The 18,795-nt window shown below is 69.5% G+C and carries 15 protein-coding genes and 2 pseudogenes; 10 read left to right on the top strand and 7 right to left on the bottom strand.

Going from position 1 to position 18,795, the window contains the following annotated elements; translation table 11 throughout:
- Nucleotides 1-679: 679 nt before the first annotated feature.
- Nucleotides 680-1,447 (bottom strand): NPP1 family protein, encoded by a 768-nt coding sequence (locus tag ACWCP8_RS06530; protein ID WP_451114546.1) that lies wholly within the window; start codon nucleotides 1,445-1,447, stop codon nucleotides 680-682.
- Nucleotides 1,448-1,699: 252 nt separating this feature from the next.
- On the opposite strand from ACWCP8_RS06530, the gene ACWCP8_RS06525 reads away from it, so the two are divergent.
- A complete protein-coding gene (locus ACWCP8_RS06525; protein ID WP_451114544.1) occupies nucleotides 1,700-2,326 on the top strand; it encodes a hypothetical protein in 627 nt (208 codons plus the stop codon).
- A 45-nt stretch (nucleotides 2,327-2,371) separates the two neighbouring features.
- On the opposite strand, the gene ACWCP8_RS06520 is transcribed toward ACWCP8_RS06525, so the two are convergent.
- Nucleotides 2,372-2,800, bottom strand: a complete 429-nt coding sequence (locus ACWCP8_RS06520) for a PPOX class F420-dependent oxidoreductase (protein ID WP_352268595.1) — start codon at nucleotides 2,798-2,800, stop codon at nucleotides 2,372-2,374.
- A 271-nt stretch (nucleotides 2,801-3,071) separates the two neighbouring features.
- On the opposite strand from ACWCP8_RS06520, the gene ACWCP8_RS06515 reads away from it, so the two are divergent.
- Nucleotides 3,072-4,961, top strand: a complete 1,890-nt coding sequence (locus ACWCP8_RS06515) for a LamG-like jellyroll fold domain-containing protein (RefSeq protein ID WP_451114543.1) — start codon at nucleotides 3,072-3,074, stop codon at nucleotides 4,959-4,961.
- Nucleotides 4,962-5,324: 363 nt separating this feature from the next.
- On the top strand, nucleotides 5,325-6,266 hold the full coding sequence (locus tag ACWCP8_RS06510; RefSeq protein ID WP_451114542.1) for a lysylphosphatidylglycerol synthase transmembrane domain-containing protein: 942 nt from the start codon (nucleotides 5,325-5,327) through the stop codon (nucleotides 6,264-6,266).
- Nucleotides 6,267-6,387: 121 nt separating this feature from the next.
- On the opposite strand, the gene ACWCP8_RS06505 is transcribed toward ACWCP8_RS06510, so the two are convergent.
- From ACWCP8_RS06505 to ACWCP8_RS06490, 4 genes are all read right to left on the bottom strand, one after another.
- On the bottom strand, nucleotides 6,388-7,461 hold the full coding sequence (locus tag ACWCP8_RS06505) for a glycosyltransferase 87 family protein (RefSeq protein WP_451114901.1): 1,074 nt from the start codon (nucleotides 7,459-7,461) through the stop codon (nucleotides 6,388-6,390).
- 56 nt (nucleotides 7,462-7,517) lie between these two features.
- Complete coding sequence (gene mptB / locus ACWCP8_RS06500; protein WP_352268590.1) at nucleotides 7,518-8,876, bottom strand: polyprenol phosphomannose-dependent alpha 1,6 mannosyltransferase MptB; 1,359 nt, start codon at nucleotides 8,874-8,876, stop codon at nucleotides 7,518-7,520.
- Nucleotides 8,877-9,198: 322 nt separating this feature from the next.
- The gene (locus tag ACWCP8_RS06495; RefSeq protein WP_352268691.1) at nucleotides 9,199-9,840 is read right to left on the bottom strand and encodes an HAD family hydrolase; all 642 of its coding nucleotides are present in this window, start codon (nucleotides 9,838-9,840) and stop codon (nucleotides 9,199-9,201) included.
- Nucleotides 9,841-9,979: 139 nt separating this feature from the next.
- Nucleotides 9,980-10,408, bottom strand: a complete 429-nt coding sequence (locus ACWCP8_RS06490; protein WP_267008551.1) for a Fur family transcriptional regulator — start codon at nucleotides 10,406-10,408, stop codon at nucleotides 9,980-9,982.
- Between the two features lie 194 nt (nucleotides 10,409-10,602).
- On the opposite strand from ACWCP8_RS06490, the pseudogene ACWCP8_RS06485 reads away from it, so the two are divergent.
- The 7 genes and pseudogenes from ACWCP8_RS06485 to ACWCP8_RS06455 all read left to right on the top strand — a co-directional run bounded on the left by ACWCP8_RS06485 (nucleotide 10,603) and on the right by ACWCP8_RS06455 (nucleotide 17,877).
- Nucleotides 10,603-11,022 (top strand): annotated as a pseudogene (locus tag ACWCP8_RS06485) (Fur family transcriptional regulator).
- On the top strand, nucleotides 10,992-13,223 hold the full coding sequence (gene katG / locus ACWCP8_RS06480; RefSeq protein WP_451114539.1) for a catalase/peroxidase HPI: 2,232 nt from the start codon (nucleotides 10,992-10,994) through the stop codon (nucleotides 13,221-13,223). Before ACWCP8_RS06485 ends, katG begins: the two are co-directional and overlap by 31 nt.
- Before the next feature lie 360 nt (nucleotides 13,224-13,583).
- Nucleotides 13,584-14,996: an MFS transporter gene (locus ACWCP8_RS06475; protein WP_451114537.1), complete on the top strand. Its 1,413-nt coding sequence runs from the start codon at nucleotides 13,584-13,586 to the stop codon at nucleotides 14,994-14,996.
- Between the two features lie 298 nt (nucleotides 14,997-15,294).
- Nucleotides 15,295-15,801, top strand: coding sequence for a Dps family protein (locus ACWCP8_RS06470; RefSeq protein WP_451114899.1), 507 nt, complete (start codon nucleotides 15,295-15,297; stop codon nucleotides 15,799-15,801).
- 414 nt (nucleotides 15,802-16,215) lie between these two features.
- A pseudogene (locus ACWCP8_RS06465) lies at nucleotides 16,216-16,563 on the top strand (fibronectin type III-like domain-contianing protein); the annotation flags it as partial.
- Between the two features lie 204 nt (nucleotides 16,564-16,767).
- On the top strand, nucleotides 16,768-16,992 hold the full coding sequence (locus tag ACWCP8_RS06460) for a hypothetical protein (protein ID WP_352268585.1): 225 nt from the start codon (nucleotides 16,768-16,770) through the stop codon (nucleotides 16,990-16,992).
- Between the two features lie 123 nt (nucleotides 16,993-17,115).
- Entirely contained in the window at nucleotides 17,116-17,877 is a 762-nt protein-coding gene (locus tag ACWCP8_RS06455) for a hypothetical protein (RefSeq protein WP_451114535.1), read from the top strand.
- Between the two features lie 198 nt (nucleotides 17,878-18,075).
- Here ACWCP8_RS06455 and ACWCP8_RS06450 read toward each other — a convergent pair whose 3' ends face one another.
- Nucleotides 18,076-18,633 carry a DinB family protein gene (locus ACWCP8_RS06450; RefSeq protein ID WP_451114533.1) on the bottom strand — a complete coding sequence of 186 codons (558 nt, stop codon included), beginning with the start codon at nucleotides 18,631-18,633 and terminating at the stop codon, nucleotides 18,076-18,078.
- Nucleotides 18,634-18,795: the final 162 nt, after the last annotated feature.

Raw genomic sequence — 18,795 nt, 5'->3', positions numbered from 1 at the left:
GGCCGCCGGGGACGGCCGCGGCGATCGCCGAGGTCCTGGCGAATCCCGTGCCCCACATCGCCCGCGCCTCCGAGCCCACCCGGCAGGTCTCCCAGGATCCACGAGCCGCACTTCGTGCCGACTCTTGACAGACCTTCACCGGATTACAGCCTATGGCAACGTTGTCAGGCGGCCTCGTCCAGGCCGCCTGCTCTTGAGGGATTCACCTGAAACGGATCACGTCACTCATGCCTGACGCGTAAATAACACCAGGTCAGGGTGATTGTGGGCAGGGCGGGGTGCCCGGCGGTCGCGGAGGGCCGCAGGGTATCCGGGCTGCTTGTCAGGTTGCGGCCTCCCTCGGGTTGAGGGTGACGGTGTAGCCGAGCTGGTTGAGCTGGGTGATCGCTCGGCGGGTGGCGCGTTCGGGGTCGCGCTCCCCGGGACGAGCCATGCGGCCGGGTCCGCAATCTCCACCGGCGGCGCAACCCGCTCCCGGGGCGAACTCGCCGCGTACCGCCCGGTCGAGGTGTCGTCGGTCGGTCACCAGCACGACCGGTGGTGACCGGGAGCCCTGCCTCCGCCGCCGCATGACTCGCTCGACCAGTCGGCGGCGGCGCGGGGCATCCGTCGGGCCGGCGGGTCAGGAGGCGGGTCTGCGGCTGCCCGTGCCGCACCCGCCCCCATCCCCGCCCACCCGTCAGGCGTTGGGGTCGAATGAGATGTTGGCCGGCTTGGCCCTTTCGAGGTGGTAGTTGAAATTGCCGTCCTTGAGGCCGAAGACGGCGCTACCGAAGTCGGCCTGGCTCAGCTTGTCCCGCAGGCCCGCGGGGAAGCCGTTCCAGCCGACCAGGCTGGGGAACTGCCACGTGTGGTAGTGATTCTCCGGCGGCTCGTCACCAGAACTCGCAGGGCGGAAACAGTGCGTGCTCACGCCGTCCTTGTGGTAGACGATCTTGGGATGCGTTCCGTCCCACTGGATCTGGTCACGACCGTAGACGTTGAAGTTGCCGTGGGCGGAGGTGGATACGTAGCGGACCTCGTTGTTCTGCACCCATACCACGACGTGCTCCCAGTCGTGCCTGTGCCCGCCGAGCCCGCTGCCGGCCACGGCCTGGTCCTTCTCGAAATAGAGCCCGTACATGATGGCGCACCAGCCGTTGTTGCACTTGTAGCGGGCGTATCCGTTGGTGTTGTCGAGGTCCCAGGAGTCACGGCACTGACCGTTGACGGCCCCGGTGGTGTTGAGGCCGGGGGCTATGGACCCGTCGGGGCCGATGGCGGGAGTGGCGTAGCAGCCGTCCGTGTCGTAGTCGTACGCGGGTTGGAACGTCTGCTCCAGTCCGTCCGCGTTCGCGGGCAGGGCAGTGGGCGGGGCAGCGAGAGCGCTGCCGGGTACAGCGATGACCAGCGCGATGGCGCTGCCGACGACGAGCGAGACCTTGCGGGTCCGTGCTCTGTTCTTCACTGCGTCCTCCTGGTCGACGCGTGGCGGGGGCACGCGACTGTGATTGGCATGCCCATCACAACCAGGTTGAATCGCGCGGCGACCGGGCCGAACGCCGCCAGGTGACGAAGCGATGAAAGGTCGGCCAATACACAGGGAGTGAGCCGGCCAAGAGGTGCCTGGCCGGCACGGTGCCCGGGCAGGCAGGGCCGGTCTCATCGACCATCAGCACCGCGTCGGCGTCACGTATGTGTGATCGATAGGGTGACGGCCATGCGGATGAAGATCGTTGTGACTGTCGGTGTGGCGGGCTTGCTGGCCACGGGATGCGCGAATGGAAGTTCCGGCTCGGACAAGGGTGCACAGTCGGCACCAGCCCCTACCGTGCTGCCGCAGAAGCTGACCGAGCCGCACACGGAGCCGGAGATGGAGCCGCAGCCCTCCCCGGCCGACGACGCCCCGTTCGACGAGAATCTGGCGTACGAACTGCGTCTCAAAACCCTCAAAATGGCTCAGGCCACAGGCAAGACCACTGCCGAGTGCCCCAAGGGCCTGGAATCGAAGAGCGGTACGCGGGCGAGCTGCACAACCACCTACGAGGGCCTGAAGGTGGTGTGGAATGTGACCATCGGCAAGAAGTCCGGCTGGTCGGACAATGTTGTGGAATTCGACGCGGTCCCGGACATGGGCATCCTCACCAGCGACGGCGTCGCACGCCTGCTGTACGGCAACTACCGCGACAGCATCGACCACGCGCGCTGCAATGACATCCCCAAGGCCGTACTGGTACCTCTGGACGTGAAGACCAAGTACTCCTGCGAGGTCGTCTTCAAGGGCAGGACCCCGGGCGGCCCGGCCGATCCGGTGCGCGCCACGGAGGCCGGACCGCGGGTCCACTGACCACGACACGCCGCTGCCCTTGATGCCCACCCCACGAGCGGCCCTTCAGTCGATGATGCCCGACATGGCGAGCACCTTGTCGATCCGTACCCGGACGAGCAGCTGGCCGGGGACGCCGTTGCGGGCGCCGTACTCCTCCGCGCGGTCGGCGCCCACATAACGGGCCGCGATCCGGGTGGCCCACTCCCGGAGCTGCGGGAGGGCGTCGCTGAGCTCCGCGCGACCTTGCAGTACCGCGTACCCGAACGGCGGCCGCTCATCGTCCACGCACAGCGCAACCCGGCCGTCCCGGGCGAGGTTGCGACCCTTGACCGTGTCCTGACCGGTGTTGAACACCAGCTCATCGCCGTCGAGCAGGAACCAGACGGGGGCGATGTGCGGGCTGCCGTCCGCGCGGACGGTGGAGAGCTTGCCGGTCCGGGTGCCGGACATGACGAATGCGCGCCACTCGGCGTCGCTCATCTTCTGTGCCATGGCCGCATGCTGCCTGATGGAAAGCCGGCTGACGGCAACTGACGCGCGGACTGGCCCTTTCCCTCCAAGCGGCCCAGCCACCGATCCACTTTCGATACACGCTCGGGAGATCACCGACCGCCGCGACGACGCGCAAAGTCACCGGCACCGCGCGCCTGGCCGCCCGAAGGCGCCCGCCATCCGGCCCTTGTGGTTCGGACCACCGTCACCGTCCGGCTATCGGCGATCAGCATCATCCCTGCTGTCATACGGGGTACTTCAGGGAGATCGCATGAACAGAACCAGTCATCCCGGACCGGGTCGCCGCAGCCTGCTGCAGGCGGCGCTGGCCGTACCGGCGGTCGGAGCGGCCGGCACGGTGCTGGGCACGCAGTCCGCGCAGGCCGCCACGGCGCAGCCATCGACGGCCGGCTCCGGCAGCCACCGTTTCGACGCGGAGAGCCCGCGCTTCGCACTGGCGGTCCTGCCGGACACCCAGTACCTCTTCGACGCGGACAGCGCGGACCCGGAGCCGCTGAAGGAGACGTTCCACTACCTGGTGGCCCAGCGCCAGGAGGCGAACATCGCCTTTATGACGCACCTGGGCGACGTCACCGAGCACGGTAGCGAGGAGGAGATCGGTCTCGCGGCGGACACCTTCCGGACCATCCACGGCAAGGTGCCCTACAGCGTCCTCGCCGGCAACCACGACATCAACTCGGGCACCGACGACCAACGCGGTGACACCGCCTATCTCCGGGCGTTCGGGCCGCAGCGCTTCACCTCCATGCCGACCTTCGGCGGCGCATCGCCCGACGGCTACAACAGCTACCACGTGCTGCAGGCGGCCGGGCGCGAGTGGCTGGTACTCGCCCTCGACTGGCGCGCCTCCGAGAAGGGGCTGGCCTGGGCGCAGGGCGTCCTCGACGCCCACCCGACCCTGCCGGCCATCCTCACGACCCATGACATCGCCTGGGCCGAGGACAACGGCCAGGCGCACCTGTCCGACAACGGGCAGCGGCTCTGGGACCGCATCATCCGCGGCAACGACCAGATCTTCATGGCACTCGGCGGCCACTACTGGCCTCCGGGGCGCACCGTGCTCACCAACGACGCCGGCCATGACGTGCATGTGCACATCACCAACTACCAGGACCGCTACTACGGCGGTGCAGGCATGGTCCGGCTCTACTCCTTCGACCTGGTCCGCAACGTCGTCGACGTCGAGACGTTCTCCCCGTGGTTCCTCGCCCGCGACCCGGAGAAGCGCACGCCGCTGGAGGCGGAGACCATCGAACTGACCGGTCCGGTGGACCGGTTCTCGCTGGACATCGACTTCGCGGAGCGTTTCCAGGGATTCGCCCCGGTGGTTCCCCCGGCGCCGCGACCGGCCTCCCGGGTGATGCCGCGGGGCACAGTCGCCTACTGGCGGTTCGACTCCTCCGGTCTCGCGGGTGCCGGCCATGCCGGTTCCGCGGTGGCCGCGGGCACCGTGGCACGCGACCTGTCCGGGCACGGAAACGACCTCCGGGTCCAACTGCTCCACGACAGCACCTCGAAGGCCCTCACCTGGTCGGGCGACCACCATACCGAGCAGTCGGCCCACGCCAGCCTCCGCTTCGACGGCGGCAAGTCGCCGGACCGGGGCGCGATCCTCACCACGGCCGCCCAGGCGCCGCTGAACAGCTTGACGTTCACCTCGGGCTTCACCATCGAGACCTTCATCAAGCTGCCGGAGCCGTTCGAAGGCGACCACGCCTGGATGGGCATCCTCAGCTGGGAGGGTCGCAACGGCGACGCCGGAAAAACCACCGGCTGGTCGACGGAGGAGCCCACCTGCAGTCTCAATGTCACGCCTGAGCGCTTCCTGCAGTTCGTGCTCTACCCGCACGTCCAGGACGCCGACCCGACTTCATGGAGCCACGCGTTGCCCGTGGGCCGCTGGACCCACATCGCGGTCGTCAACAACGGTCACCGCACGGTGATGTACGTCGACGGGTCGAAGATCGCCCGCAACCCGTCCCAGCCGGCCACCGGCATCGCGACGCTCGGAAAGCCGTTCGTCATCGGCGGCACCCAGTTCGCCGAGCAGTTCGGCCAGAGCTTCTACGGCTGGATCGGCGACACCCGCATCGTGGACCGGGCGCTGACGCCGAAGGACTTCATGGCCCCGTTCGCGTAACCGGCCGCAGCGGCGGCCGGATGGCCGCCTGAGTCCGGTGCCCGGCCCGGGAGCCACGCGGTTGTCGCTCCCGGGCCGTGTTGCGTCCTCCGGCCGGTGGGCCGAGGTCACCTTCGGCCGGGGCATCCGACAGCGGACAGAGCACAGCAGCATGGTCCGCGGCCCCACCTGCAGTCCCGCGGACACCGGGCGGGCCGGAGACGACCGGAGCCGATGCCGCCTGCGCGGTGCCGGCTCCCCTTCCGGCCACCACCCCGCCCGCCGGGCGTCGGCCACACGACGCCGGGACGTCGCGCAGGCCGGGGACGCTGTCGGCGAGCCCGCTCTCGACGGGCGCACGACGACCAGGGACGACCGAGACCGATGGCCCTACCCCGCATGCCGTTCCTGCGCCGGATCGCCTGCCTGGTCCCGATCACTGTCATCGGCGTCTGGGTGGTCCTGAACTGGCCGGTCATCGCCTCCGGCGGCCGCGGACTCCTCACCGCCAACCGCTACTGGCTGCTGGCCGCGCTGGCAGTCACCGGGCTGGGCTGGGTCGCGGTGTCCTTCGCGCGCCAGGGCGCGGTGCTCGAATCGCTCCCCGCCGGACGGCTGTTCGCCACCCAGTTCGCCTCAGGTGCCGCCAACCACCTCCTGCCGGCCGGATTGGGCGCGGGCGCGGTCAATCTGCGCTTCCTCAGGGGCTGCGGGATCCCGCTGACCCAGTCCTCGGCCGCACTCGCGTTGTACCTGCTGGCGGAGGCAGCGGGCCGGGTCGTGCTCCTGCTCACGCTGCTGACCGCCTACCCCGACGCGCTCCGACTGGACGGCCTCGTCCCGAAAGCGGTTGCCCTCCCGCTCGTCTGGGCAGCGGGCGGGCTGGTCTGCACGGCAGTGCTCGCGGTGGTCGCCATACGCCCGCTCCGCAGGGTCGTCGGTGCCTTTCTGGGCACCGCTCTGACCGACGCACGTGCGCTGCATGCCAGGCCCGCCCGGGCGCTGGCCCTGTGGGGCGGCTCATTGGCCTTCCCGGTCCTGCAGGCCGCCGGACTGGTCGCGGTCGCGCTGGCCGTCGGCGTACCGATACCCGTGATCCATGTCGCGATCGCGTACCTCGCCGCCAGCATGGCGGCCGCCGCCGTCCCGACGCCCGGTGGCATCGGCTCCGTCGACGCGGCGCTGGTCGTCGCTCTCGTCGCCGCCGGGGCTTCGGTCACCGCCGCCGGCTCCGTGGTCCTGGGCTACCGCATCATCACGGTATGGCTGCCGCTGATCCCAGGGGCGCTGGTACTCGGCGCCCTGGTGCGCTCGAAGGTGGTCTGAAAGCCGGCCGTGCGACGGTTGTGTCTCACGACAGGCGGGTCGACCACACGGTCACCGCCAGCGCATCGATGGGCCGCCGAGGAGCACGTGCGGCCCGAGGGCGAGCCGGCGCCCGGCCGGCTCAGGGCGCTGTCTCCAGACCCGGTTCGTCCGCGCGCCGAGCACAGCTACGCGACGGAAGCCGGGAGGACGCCTGCGGCCACAGCCCCAGCAGCCCCAGGCAGATCCAGACGTACGTGCTCCCGCCGAGGAAACCGTCCACGCCGGACGGGTCATCACGCCATAGCCATACGACACTGCTGCACAGCACCACGTACAGGGCTGCGGCAACGGCACGACGGCCGGTTCTGGCGAGCAACGCGATGGCGGGCACCGCCCACACCAGGTGGTGCACCCAGGTAACCGGACTGACCAGGCATGCCGCGAGGCCGGTGAGCGCCATGCCGGCCTCGTCGTCACCGACCGCGGTCGCCCGGCGCACCCGGTACGCCCAGAGGACGAGCACCGCGAGCACGGCCAGCACCCACACCGGGCGGGGCGCGCCCAACCGGGCCAGCGCGCCCTGGAGCGACTGGTTGGACACGTAGTCCAAAGCACCGACCCGGTGCGTGTCCCACAGCGCCCGGGTCCAGAACACCCATGACGCGCGCGGCGCCACCAGCACACCGATCACGGTTGCTGCCACCGCCGTACCCGTGGCGACCGCAGCAGCCCGGCGGCGGCCGGTGAGCAGCAGGTACCCGATGAAGATGCCCGGCGTGAGCTTGAACGCCGCCGCCAGGCCGATGCCGACGCCCGCGAAACGGCCGCGCCCGCCGTCCGCGTACACCAGCGCCATCAGCAGCAGATTCACCTGACCCAGGCTGAAGGTGTCCCGCACCGGCTCCAACATCACGAAAAGGCACCCGGTCACCGCCAACCCTCCTCGGCCCAAGGGCAGTGCGCGCAGTGGACCGCGCAACAGCAGCACCGACGCAGCCGCACTGAGCAGCACGCAGCCCACCACCGCGCCGGTGCGCCCGACCAGGAGCATGGGCAGCATGCAGACGGCGGCGAAGGGCGGGTAGGTGAAGCCGTATCCGGTCCCGGGCAGCAGGTAGTCGTAGATCCGGCCGCCGTGCCGGATCCAGTCGTCGACGGTCCCGTAGTAGACGTAGAGGTCGAACCAGCCCCGGTAGTACGGCACCGTCACCATGAAGAGCACGGCGCCGACGACCGGGACCACGGTGCGGAGCAGCTGCCGCGGCTGGCTCACGGCAACGTGCCCGGGGCGTCGGCGGCCTGCGGCCGGGCCGCTGCCCGCCAGGTCAGCAGGGCCAGCGCCGCCAGTCCGCCGCCGCTCACCGCAAGCATCAACTGCCGTAGGTCCGGGGCGAAACCATCCGGGAGAACGGCGAGGGCGAGCACACAGCTGCCGGCGGCTGCCCAGCGTCGCACCCGGCCGCGCGGTGCGGCGGCCGCGATGGGAAACAGCGCCCAGAGCACGTACCAGGGACGGATCGCGGGGCCGAGCAGGGCGACAGCGGCCAGGCCGAGCCCGAGGGCGTACACCGGGCCGAGGCCGTTGCGACGGCGCCAGACCAGGAGCAGTACAACGGCGATCGCGGCGACACCGAGGAAGCGCCAGGCGGGCACGGCGCCAGTGAGGCGGCCCAGAGTACCGGTGAGGGACCAGTTGTGGGCGGAGACGGGGGTGCCGAGGGCGCCGATCCACCCGTAGCCGGTGCCGGTGGCGGCGGTGGCGACCATCGTGGTCGCCACCGCGACGGCGAGGGTGGCAAGTCCGGTCCTGACCAGCCGGGCACGCCCGTGCAACCTGTTCGACCAGATCGACGCGACCGCGAACAGCCCCAGCACGGCAGGCACCTTCACCAGCGCGGCCAGCGTGACCAGCACCGCGGCCGCCACCGGCCACCGTCCGGACGCCGCAGCCAGGCCCGCGACGAGCAGCCCCAGCATCACCGCGTCGTTGTGCGCGCCCGCGACGAGGTGCAGCAGGAGCAGCGGGTTGAGCGCGCCCAGCCAGAGCGCGGCCGACCGGTCGGTGCCACAGCGCTCGGCGAGTACGAGCAGGAAGGCGATCATCAGGGCGACGCCGAACAGCGCCACCAGCCGCATGCCGACGATCCCAAGCGGTACCGCCGCCCTGGCCACGACCAGGAAGACCGGGCCGTACGGCGTCGGCGTGTGCTGCCAGATCGGCGGCACCTCGGCGGCCAGCGGCCCGCCGAGCCGGTCGGCACCGTGCGCGTACACGTCCATGTGCGCGGCGGCCATCGTGCCCTGTACCAGATAGCTGTACACGTCCCGGCTGAACAGCGGCGGACCCAGCACCAGCGGCACCGCCCAGATCCCCAGCGTCACCAACAGGAACCGCTCCCCCGGTGGTTCGGGCCCACGCACCGCCCGCCCCAGCCACCACCACGCGGCGACCAGCAGCACCAGTCCGAAGTACGCACCGGCCAGGCCCAGTCGCCCGCCGTACGGCCCCACCGCGTCCCGCACCGGCAACGCCCCTGCAGTCAGCCCGCCCACCGCGACCGCGAGCGAGCCCGCGAACCCGAGCCACCGGCAGCGGCGCGGGTCGGCGATCGCGTCCGGTACCAGCATGCGCGCACGGTAGCCCTGCCCGGGCCACCGGCAGCCGACCGCCAGGCGGACGGAATCCGGATGGCCGGTGAAAACCCCGGTGTCCAAGGCCCTCGACGGCGACGGCACCACCGAGCGGCTCCACCGCGTCCGGAGATTCAGCCGCGCCGGGAGCACGAGGCGGCCCGCCGCCTCGGCGAGCTGCTCTCGAGTCATATCGGGGGCGGGCGGCGCTGCGGCAGTGGGGATGCGTGTACGTACCGCACCTGCTGTGCGGCTACGCCTCGGATACGCGGATGCCCCCACCTGGACGCAAGCTCTCAGGTGGGGCCATCCGGCTGTGTCACTCGTGGACGATGGCGGTCAGGTCTGTGAGTGAGTTGATGGACCAGTCCGCGGCTGCAATGACGTCCGGGTCGGCACCCCACCAATTCCCCCACGGTCCACGGCGAATGTGGGCGACGCGCAGCCCGGCCGCCTTGGCGGGGAACACGTCGTTCGCAGGGTGGTCACCGACGTACACCGTCTCGTGAGCAGCAGCACCGGACTCCTGCAGAACCCGCTGGAAGAATGCCGGATCAGGCTTCGCGACCCCCCACTCCGCCGAGGTGACGACGAGGTCTGCGGGCAGGTCCAGGGCACGCAGCAAGATGCCGGCCTTCTCGGTCTGGTTCCCGACGACGAGGACGCGGACGCCGAGCTTGCGAAGTCCCGCGAGGACCGGCCGAACATCCGGGTAGAGGTCCGTCTCGTCGAGGTGCTCGCCCCGGCCGGCGGCTTCGCGCGCACGGTACTCGGCGCCGACGTCGATGTCGGGGCGGAGGATCCTCAACGCGTCCGTGTTGTCGCGGCCTTGGGTGACGACGGCCCCGACGAGAGCGCTGACGGTGTGCCGTGGGACGTCGAGCCACTCCGCCCAGGACTGCCAGTACCGGTCGTCCCTGGTGAGGGTTTCGCCGATGTCGAAGACGATGGTCTCAATCACCATGCCGACCTTACGCGGAGTGCATTGTCAGTCCTCGCTCGACGAGACGGGAGGCAGCCCCGGCTTCTTGCCCACCGGCAGCAACGGCACAGTCCGGCTCCCTGCCACATCCGTCGACTCACCGCGCCCCATCACAAGATCAATGATCAGACACGGCCTGGGCGCACGACGGGCACAACCCGCGGTAGGTGACCTCGACCTTGGACACCGTGAAGCCGAACCGCTCCTCCGCCGGGAGGTCGGTCAGCGGATTGCCGGTCGGGTGGACATCGCGGATGATGCCGCAACTGGAGCACACCAGGTGCTGGTGCGGGTGCTGTGCATTGGGGTCGTAACGCTTTGCGCGGCCGTCAGTGGAGAACTCCACGACCTCACCGAGAGCGACCAGCTCGCCCAGGGCGTTGTAGACGGTCGCCCGGGAGATCTCGGGCAGTCGCTGTACCGCACGGGCGTGCACCTCGTCGGCCGTGAGATGCACATGCTCACCATCAAGGACCTCCGCAACGACACGCCGCTGGGAGGTCATCCGCCAGTCACGCCCTCGCAGTCGCTCCAGCAGGTCACTCATATCGGTTCACCTATTCAGGTTCGGTTGGATACCCGAAGTTGCCGACGCACGTCCGGGTTCCTGCTGGATATGGGTTTGGCGCGCTTCTTGACTTGGATTCTGTCCATTGTAGGATCGGTTTCGTTGATAGCCAAGGGACAGGAAGACTCCAGAACCGCAGGAGAAAAGAGCCGTGCCGGACCACCCCCGAGGAGCTGCGCAGTGCCAGCCTGTGGGTCACAGCCGCCCGCGTCGCGCTGCTTGAGGCCGTCCAGGACGGTGACCACCTCGGTGTCGAGACGATCACCGCCAGGGTGCGCGATCGCGTGGGCCGTATCTCCCTTCACGTCTGTGAGACCCTCCGCGCGCTCACTTCGGCGCGACTCGTACGCCGCATCGAACCGGCCGGAAGCCCGGCCCGGTTCGAGGGACGCATCGTGTCGACGTCGACTGCGCGGTCGGCGAGGCCCCCTGCTCCTGTCGCGTCCGATGGCCAAGCCTTCTCGATCGACAAGGCCGACGCCGACTACCGGGGCCCCTGCCCAACTGTTCCGCCGTCCACAGTTCCTGAGCACCGTGATCCGCCTGGTCCGGAAGGATTCCCATGTCTGAGAACCATGATGCAATCGTCGTAGACGCGAAGGCGGAGGGCGGAGGTGGCTGCCCGGTGGCGCACGGGCGCGCCCCGCACCCGACCCAAGGCGGCGGAAACCGCCAGTGGTGGCCGGAGCGGCTCAACCTGAAGATCCTTGCCAAGAACCCCGGCGTGGCCAACCCCCTCGGCGAGGAGTTCGACTACGCCGAGGCGTTCAAAACTCTTGACCTCCCGGCAGTGAAGCGGGACATCGCAGAGGTGCTGACGACCTCGCAGGACTGGTGGCCCGCCGACTTCGGCCACTACGGCCCGTTCATGATCCGGATGGCGTGGCACAGCGCGGGCACCTACCGGATCAGCGACGGCCGCGGCGGCGCCGGGGCCGGCCAGCAGCGCTTCGCCCCTCTCAACAGCTGGCCGGACAACGGGAACCTCGACAAGGCCCGCCGCCTGCTCTGGCCGGTCAAGAAGAAGTACGGCCAGGACCTCTCGTGGGCCGACCTCATGATCCTCGCCGGCAACGTCGCCCTCGAGACGATGGGCTTCAAGACCTTCGGCTTCGGCGGCGGTCGTGCGGATGTCTGGGAACCCGACGAGGACGTGTACTGGGGTCCTGAGACCACCTGGCTCGGCGACGAGCGCTACACCGGGGACCGTGAGCTGGAGAACCCTCTCGGTGCAGTCCAGATGGGCCTCATCTACGTCAACCCGGAGGGGCCGAACGGAAATCCGGACCCGCTCGCCGCGGCCCGCGACATCCGTGAGACGTTCCGCCGGATGGCGATGAACGACGAGGAGACGGTTGCCCTGATCGCGGGCGGCCACACCTTCGGCAAGACCCACGGCGCCGGCCCGGCGGACAGCGTCGGCCCCGACCCCGAGGCCGCCTCGCTCGAGGAGCAGGGTCTCGGCTGGAGGAACTCCTTCGGCACCGGTAAGGGCGGTGACACGATCACCAGCGGTCTCGAGGGTACATGGACGAACACCCCGGTGACCTGGGACATCAGCTTCTTCGAGATCCTGTTCGGCCACGAATGGGAGCTGTTCAAGAGCCCCGCCGGCGCCCACCAGTGGAGGCCGAAGAACGGCGCCGGGGCGGGCACCGTCCCCGACGCCCACGACCCTTCGAAGAGCCACGCCCCGACGATGCTGACGACCGACCTCTCGCTCCGCTTCGACCCGGCCTACGAACAGATCTCGCGACGCTTCCTCGAGAACCCCGACGAGTTCGCGGACGCCTTCGCCCGGGCGTGGTTCAAGCTGACCCACCGCGACATGGGTCCGATCGTGCGCTACCTCGGCCCGGAGGTCCCCGCCGAGGTGCTGTTGTGGCAGGACCCGCTCCCCGAGGTGACACACCAGCTCATCGACGCCGAGGACATCGCCACCCTCAAGGGGCGGATCCTCGCCTCGGACCTGTCGGTGTCCCAGCTCGTGTCCACCGCATGGGCTTCTGCCTCCTCCTTCCGCGGCAGCGACAAGCGCGGCGGCGCCAACGGCGCGCGCATCCGTCTCCAGCCGCAGAGCGCTTGGGAGGTCAACGACCCCGACCAGCTGGCGACGGTGCTGCGCACCCTCGAGGGGATTCAGGAGTCCTTCAACTCGGCCCGGAGCGGCGGCAAGCAGGTCTCGCTGGCCGACCTGATCGTGCTCGCCGGTGGTGCGGGCGTCGAGCAGGCCGCCAAGGACGCCGGCTTCGAGGTCCAGGTCCCCTTCACGCCGGGGCGCGTGGACGCGTCGCAGGAGCAGACCGACCTGGAGTCGTTCGCCGCCCTCGAGCCGACCGCCGACGGATTCCGGAACTACCTCGGCAAGAGCAACCGGCTGCCGGCCGAGTACCTGCTGCTCGACAAGGCGAACCTGCTGACGCTGAGCGCCCCCGAGTTGACGGTCCTGGTCGGTGGCCTCCGCGTCCTGGGCGCGAACCACCAGCAGTCGCCGCTCGGCGTCCTCACCACGACCCCCGGGTCCTTGACCAACGACTTCTTCGTCAACCTGCTCGACCTGGGCACCACGTGGAAGGCGACGTCCGAGGACGCGAATACGTTCGAGGGCCGCGACGCCGCCACGGGCGAGGTCAAGTGGACCGGCAGCCGCGCCGACCTCGTCTTCGGGTCGAACTCCGAGCTGCGCGCGCTCGCGGAGGTCTACGCGAGCGATGGCGCGAAGGAGAAGTTCGTGAAGGACTTCGTCGCGGCGTGGGACAAGGTGATGAACCTCGACCGGTTCGACCTCGTCTGATCATGACGTCCAGGTCGGCCCCCACCGGCCGACCTGGACGTGCTCGGTCCGAAGCCCGGCTCCACCGGGTGAACCGCCGGTGCGCGGTGGGCCCGGACAGGCCGCAGACCGGCGGCAGTTCCGGCCGGATGCCGTCCGTCGTGGCCACCAACACGATCGCCGCCGGCGCTTCGCGATCACCGCTCCGCCGTCGGCCCCCGCGCTGCGGACGCGCGGAGGGCTACCTTCACACGGGTGACGTCGCGATTCAGCAACCGGGGTCCTGAAGCGCGCCGTTGAGACGCAGTGCACCGCGAGAGCTCGGCGCGCCACTGCTGCTCAAGCCGCGGGAGGCGTTCGTGCCAGGAATACCCTGTCGCCATGGTGCACGCCCGCAGTCCGGAAGCCGATGGACCGGATGGCCCTGCGGCTTCGGGCCGGTCCCTGGCCCCGCTTCTCGCAGTCTGTGCGGGCTACTTCATGGTCATCCTGGACGTGACGGTCATCAACGTCGCCGTTCCGGTGGTGGGACGGGAACTGTCGGCCTCGCTCACCGGGATCCAGTGGATCACGGACGGCTACACCTTGGTCTTCGCCGGCCTGTTGCTCACCGGCGGCGCGCTGGGCGACCGACTCGGAAACCGCCGGATCTTCTGTACCGGGGTGGTGGTGTTCACCGCCGCCTCGGCCGGCTGCGGGCTGGCCCAGAGTGCCGGGACCCTGGTCGCCGCCCGACTGTTGGAAGGACTCGGCGCGGCACTGATCGTGCCCGGCTCCCTCGCCCTTCTCCAAGAGGCGTACCCCTCACCCGCCGAGCGCTCCCGGGCCTTCGGTATTTGGGGTTCCGTGGCGGGCATCGCCGCCTGCGCAGGCCCCCTCCTGGGCGGCCTTCTGGTCACCACCTTGGGCTGGCGCTGGGTGTTCTTCATCAACCTGCCGGTCGGATGCGCCTGCCTGTTGCTGACGCTGCGCCGCGTGCCCGCTTCGGCCCGGCGCCCGGACCGCCCCGTGGACTGGCCGGCCCAGTGCACGATCATCGCGACGGTGGCCCTGCTCACCGCCGTCCTGAACGAGGCCGGACGACGTGGCTGGGCAGACCCGCTGATCCTCACCGGGGCCGGCCTGTGCCTGCTGGCAGCCGCCGCGTTCGTCCTGCGCGAGCGTCTGGCCCGCACACCCGTGGTGCCCCTGTGGTTGCTGCGCTCCCGCGCGATGAGCGGGGGTGCGGCCATCGGTCTGCTGTTCAACTTCGCCTTCTACAGCATGATCTTCACCGCCAGTCTGTACTTCCAGCACCAGCGCGGCCTGACCGCGCTGCGCACCGGGATCGCCCTCTTCCCGGCGGTGGCCATGACCATGTTTGCCTCGGTCCTGTCCGGGCGACTGGCAGGCACCACCGGACACCGCCCGCTTGTGGTCACGGGCATGCTCCTGGGAGCGGCGGGCCTGGCCGGCTGGGCCGCCGCCGGACCGAACCCGGACTACCTACTGCTCGTGGCGCCGATGATGGCGGCGGGCTTCGGCACGTCCTTCGCCCTCACCGGATCAACCGCCACCGCGATGTCAGCCGCCCCCGACAAGTACTCCGGCACCGCCTCCGCCTTGTTCAACACCACCCGCCAGGTCGGCAGCGCAGCAGGCGTCGCGCTGGGAGGCTCGCTACTGGCCGGCGCAGCCGACTTCACCACCGGGCTGCGGACCAGCATGGCCATCGGCGCGGCCGCGTACCTGGCGGCCGCCGCCCTCGCGCTCTTCTGCATCCCACAGAAGGCACCCCGCCACGTCGCCGGCTGAAGACCTGCCAACCCGTCGCCGACGCTCCGGGAATCCGCGAAAGCCGGAGCGACCTGTAGCTTGCCCGTGAACGCCGAACAACAAAGCCGTCCGTGATCCACTGGATCCCGGTGAGCTAGGCCGACAGCCGACAAGCCGGGGAGTTGTCGCCGCGGACGGGCGACAGCCTCGGGCGGAGGCGATCCACGTCCTCGGGTGCAGACGCCAGACCCTGACCTCACCCCGAGAGAGGCCGAGCCTTACGGCTTGGAAGACAATCTGTCCTTGAACCTTGTCCTCCGCTACGGAAGCGACGACAGTGGTGCGCTGCGGACGCACCCGCCGGGTGGCCGGGAGCCGCGGAGGACGCAGTCGGCCGCGGTTTCTTCGTCGCCTTCGGCTTGGGACGGACGGCTGGCCCGGAACCCTGGTGGAACTGCAACTCCAGGGGAAGCAGGCCCACTGGAACGTGGTCGGCCACAACTTCCGGGACCTCCACCTGCAACTGGATGAGATCGTCGACGACTCGCGGGAGGCCGCCGACACCATCGCCGAACGCATGCGGGCGCTCGCGACCTTCCCGGACGGCCGCTCCGACAGCGTGGCAGCGACCACCACCCTTCCCGCGTTCCCGGAGGGCGAGCAGAATGTGAGCACCGTCGTCGACCTCGTCACTGCACGCCTGCGCGCCACCGTCGATACGCTGCGCACCCTTCACGACCAGGTCGACAGCGAAGATCCCTCCACCGCCGACCTACTGCACGCGATCATCGACTCGCTGGAAAAGCATGCCTGGATGGTCAGCGCGGAAAATCGATCCGTCTGACACCGTTTCCCTGGAGCTGCCCGGAGAAGGCCCCATGCGTGTTGCAGAAGGCTGTGATGTTGCAGGCCGGGCTCGGCTTCGAGTGTTCTGATCAGGCGCCCAGGGCGAGGTTGTGCATGTCTGCGACGATCCGGACGCAGGCTGCAGCGGCACCGGACGAACAGCGGCGTCAACGTGCGAGGGGCAGAACGGCCGCGCATCCGCGACTTCATGTCCGGGCTCTGGACCGGCTGTTGGCCCGTGCAGGGCCTGGACAGCCGCATCAGTTGACGCGACGCGCTCCGACGCCGTCGGCCTCGAAGTCATAGATGTTCTGATTGATCCGAAGACCGTCGACAGCGCCAACCCACGCGTCGTCGCGGCCCTTGCCTACCGCGGCGAAGTGGATGGTCGGTCTACCGACGCTGCCGCTGCGTCGCGGTGGCGGAGTTCGATGCGGACGCGCCGCGCGGAGCCGCGGACCCGCTCCTGTGCACGGTAGAGGTGCACAACACAGGCGACCGGTCCGTGCGCGAGACAGTGCAGTCGTTGCCGCGTGTGCGGGAACTGCACGGCTTCGCCCGGATCGAGCTGGTGCCCGGCGAGCGGGCCGAGGTCTCCTTCCCGGTGGGGGCGCGGACCCTGGCATCGGTCACCCGCGCGTGGGAGCGCGCGGTGGAGCCGGGAGAGTTCGCGATCGAGACGGGCCCGTCCTCGGACCGGACCCGTGGCGCCCGGCTCACCGTGACCGCCCCGATGAGCGGCAGGGAGACGAAGACCTGAGCCCGGACGCTCAATTCCGCCCCCCTTCCCCGGAAAGGGGGCGGAATTGCGCCCGGTCGCGGTCAGTCACTGACAGTTGCTCAGACCGGGCGGCAGAAGCAGCTAACCAGACCACCCGGTTCCGAACAAAACACCGATCGGCCAGACGGGTGTACGGCCCGTAAGTGCGGTGCAACAACGGGCATTTGGAGACACCCTGAAGCCATGGTGACACCCCACTGGACCATTCAGGCCCCCACCCCTTCCGGAGGCAGACTTGTGACGATGCACGTCAACGGCTGCGAACGGCAGCTGGGGACCGCTCACAGCGATCACGACCTTGTCGTGCTTCTGTCCGCCGCCGGACTGGCTGACCCGGAGCGGGTTCTCGACGATCCCAGCGTGATCGAGTGGCAGGGCGCCCGCGCACACGTATACCAGGCCGGCTGACCGACAGCGCACGGCAGACGGCCCCTGCTCGGCCAGTAATGGGGATGCTGTCACGGGGGCCACCCCGGTAGGTTAGGAATCTTCGGGCAGCACAATCTCCCGGAGTCCTCGAAGGCGAACGCCATGATGAACCTCGACCGGCCCCGCGCACGACTTCGTCTCGACACAGCGCTGTCCGGCCTGGCCTCCACCTTCCGCGGCATGATCGCCCGGCCCGACGAGCACAACTGTGAGTGCCACTGGGGCAGCGCTGAAGATCTCGCGCAGCTCAAGGTGGCGGACACGGAGCTGGATCCCGACCTCCTGCAGCGCACATGGCAGGCCGTCGACTGGAGCGATCACGCATCCGTACTGCGCCGGATCCTGCCCCAGTTCGCCACGGCCCTCGTCACCGGTCTCATCGAGTCCCACTTCCGCATGGAGGAGGTCGGGCGATCTTTCGCTCGCGGCCACTGGCAGCAGTGGCCACCGGAGCAGGCTGCGGCAGTCAATGAATTCCTGCAGGCATGGTGGGTGGACACCCTCACCGATCCGGATCCCGGCGTACCCGCGTACGAGGTCCTCGTACTGTGTGCTGAGGCATCGGGCACCCTGAGCCCGTGGCTCCGTACCTGGGAAGTGCTGACTGGCCCCGTGGCCGACCAGCACCTGGCCGAAGCGGTGGGACATTGGGGGGACGACCTGCTCGGTGACCGACTTCCCTGGCACGCTTGGGAGGACGAGGAAGAGATGCGCGTCGAACTGACTCTCTGGCTTGTCCACCATGCACCAGCCCGGCTCCGTGGCCCGGGCGTATCCGAGGAACTGCTGCACCGGGTGCGGTTGCTGGGGGTCACCGGTCTTGATCGCTGGGAGGACCCGCATTGGCCCGGCCACCGCTGCTGATGCGCCAGATCACTCGCACCCCGTGTGCGTAGCGAGGCGCGTACACTCGGGCACGCCGTGCCACAACATCGGCGACCGAGCCGGTCAACTGGCAGGCTCGGCGGTCGGCTTGATGGACGATGAAGAGACTTTCCCGGCCCCGACGCATGAATCCTGGGTATCGACGGACTCCAGGCGGTCGACGGAGATGCCCCGCCCTCACACGCCCATCGCGCCATCGATGCGCTCACGGAGCAGATCGGCGTGTCCGTTGTGCCGGGCGTATTCCTCGACCATATGGATGAGCACCCAGCGCAGCGACACCATCCCGCGCCACTCGTCCTCGCCCACAATGTCCAGGTGGGGCGCGTCGGTCACGAAGGCGTCCGCGAACGCCACCTCGGCGCGCCATGCCTCCCAGGCCTTGGCCACAATGGCGGGATCGGACACCGCGCCGTCGAAGTCGCCGTCGGGCTCGGCCGACGAGGAGAAGCGCGGTGGTGCGTCCTGGCCGGCGAGGACCTGACGGAACCATCGACGTTCCACGTCGGCCAGATGGCGGACGAGGCCGAGCAGCGAGAGAGTGGAGGGCTCGACGGAGCGCCGGGACAGCTCCGCGTCCAGACCAGCGCACTTCAGTAGCAGCGTCGCGCGCTGAGCCATGAGGAATCCGAGGAGCATGCCGCGTTCTTCGCCGGTCGAAGGAGCACCGAGCCGGGGGTCTTCGTCGGGTCCGACGAACATGGCGGCTCTTCTCTGTGGGCTGGTCGTACTCATGCTGTCTCTCCTTCAAGGCTTGACTGTGATGGTGGTGACGGCAATGTGCGAGTGGCGCGGGCACCGGCGCTTTGGAAGGTACAGGCGGTGACGGCCGGAGCGGTGGGCAGCAGGAGAACAACCCGCAGCGGACGAGCACGACACTCATCACCGCACTGCTGA

It is taken from the genome of Streptomyces sp. NPDC002206, assembly GCF_053593595.1.
Note: the sequence above shows the minus strand (reverse complement) of the source record. Positions and strands in the feature narration are given on the sequence as shown.

Bases quoted from the DNA above. Each gene is read 5' to 3' on its own strand.
- ACWCP8_RS06525 (WP_451114544.1), top strand. From the start codon at position 1,700: ATGCGGATGAAGATCGTTGTGACTGTCGGTGTGGCGGGCTTGCTGGCC.
- ACWCP8_RS06520 (WP_352268595.1), bottom strand. From the start codon at position 2,800: ATGGCACAGAAGATGAGCGACGCCGAGTGGCGCGCATTCGTCATGTCC.
- ACWCP8_RS06515 (WP_451114543.1), top strand. From the start codon at position 3,072: ATGAACAGAACCAGTCATCCCGGACCGGGTCGCCGCAGCCTGCTGCAG.
- ACWCP8_RS06510 (WP_451114542.1), top strand. From the start codon at position 5,325: ATGGCCCTACCCCGCATGCCGTTCCTGCGCCGGATCGCCTGCCTGGTC.
- ACWCP8_RS06505 (WP_451114901.1), bottom strand. From the start codon at position 7,461: ATGGTGACGGTGCCGTACTACCGGGGCTGGTTCGACCTCTACGTCTAC.
- mptB (WP_352268590.1), bottom strand. From the start codon at position 8,876: ATGCTGGTACCGGACGCGATCGCCGACCCGCGCCGCTGCCGGTGGCTC.
- ACWCP8_RS06490 (WP_267008551.1), bottom strand. From the start codon at position 10,408: ATGAGTGACCTGCTGGAGCGACTGCGAGGGCGTGACTGGCGGATGACC.
- katG (WP_451114539.1), top strand. From the start codon at position 10,992: ATGTCTGAGAACCATGATGCAATCGTCGTAGACGCGAAGGCGGAGGGC.
- ACWCP8_RS06475 (WP_451114537.1), top strand. From the start codon at position 13,584: ATGGTGCACGCCCGCAGTCCGGAAGCCGATGGACCGGATGGCCCTGCG.
- ACWCP8_RS06460 (WP_352268585.1), top strand. From the start codon at position 16,768: ATGGTGACACCCCACTGGACCATTCAGGCCCCCACCCCTTCCGGAGGC.
- ACWCP8_RS06455 (WP_451114535.1), top strand. From the start codon at position 17,116: ATGATGAACCTCGACCGGCCCCGCGCACGACTTCGTCTCGACACAGCG.
- ACWCP8_RS06450 (WP_451114533.1), bottom strand. From the start codon at position 18,633: ATGAGTACGACCAGCCCACAGAGAAGAGCCGCCATGTTCGTCGGACCC.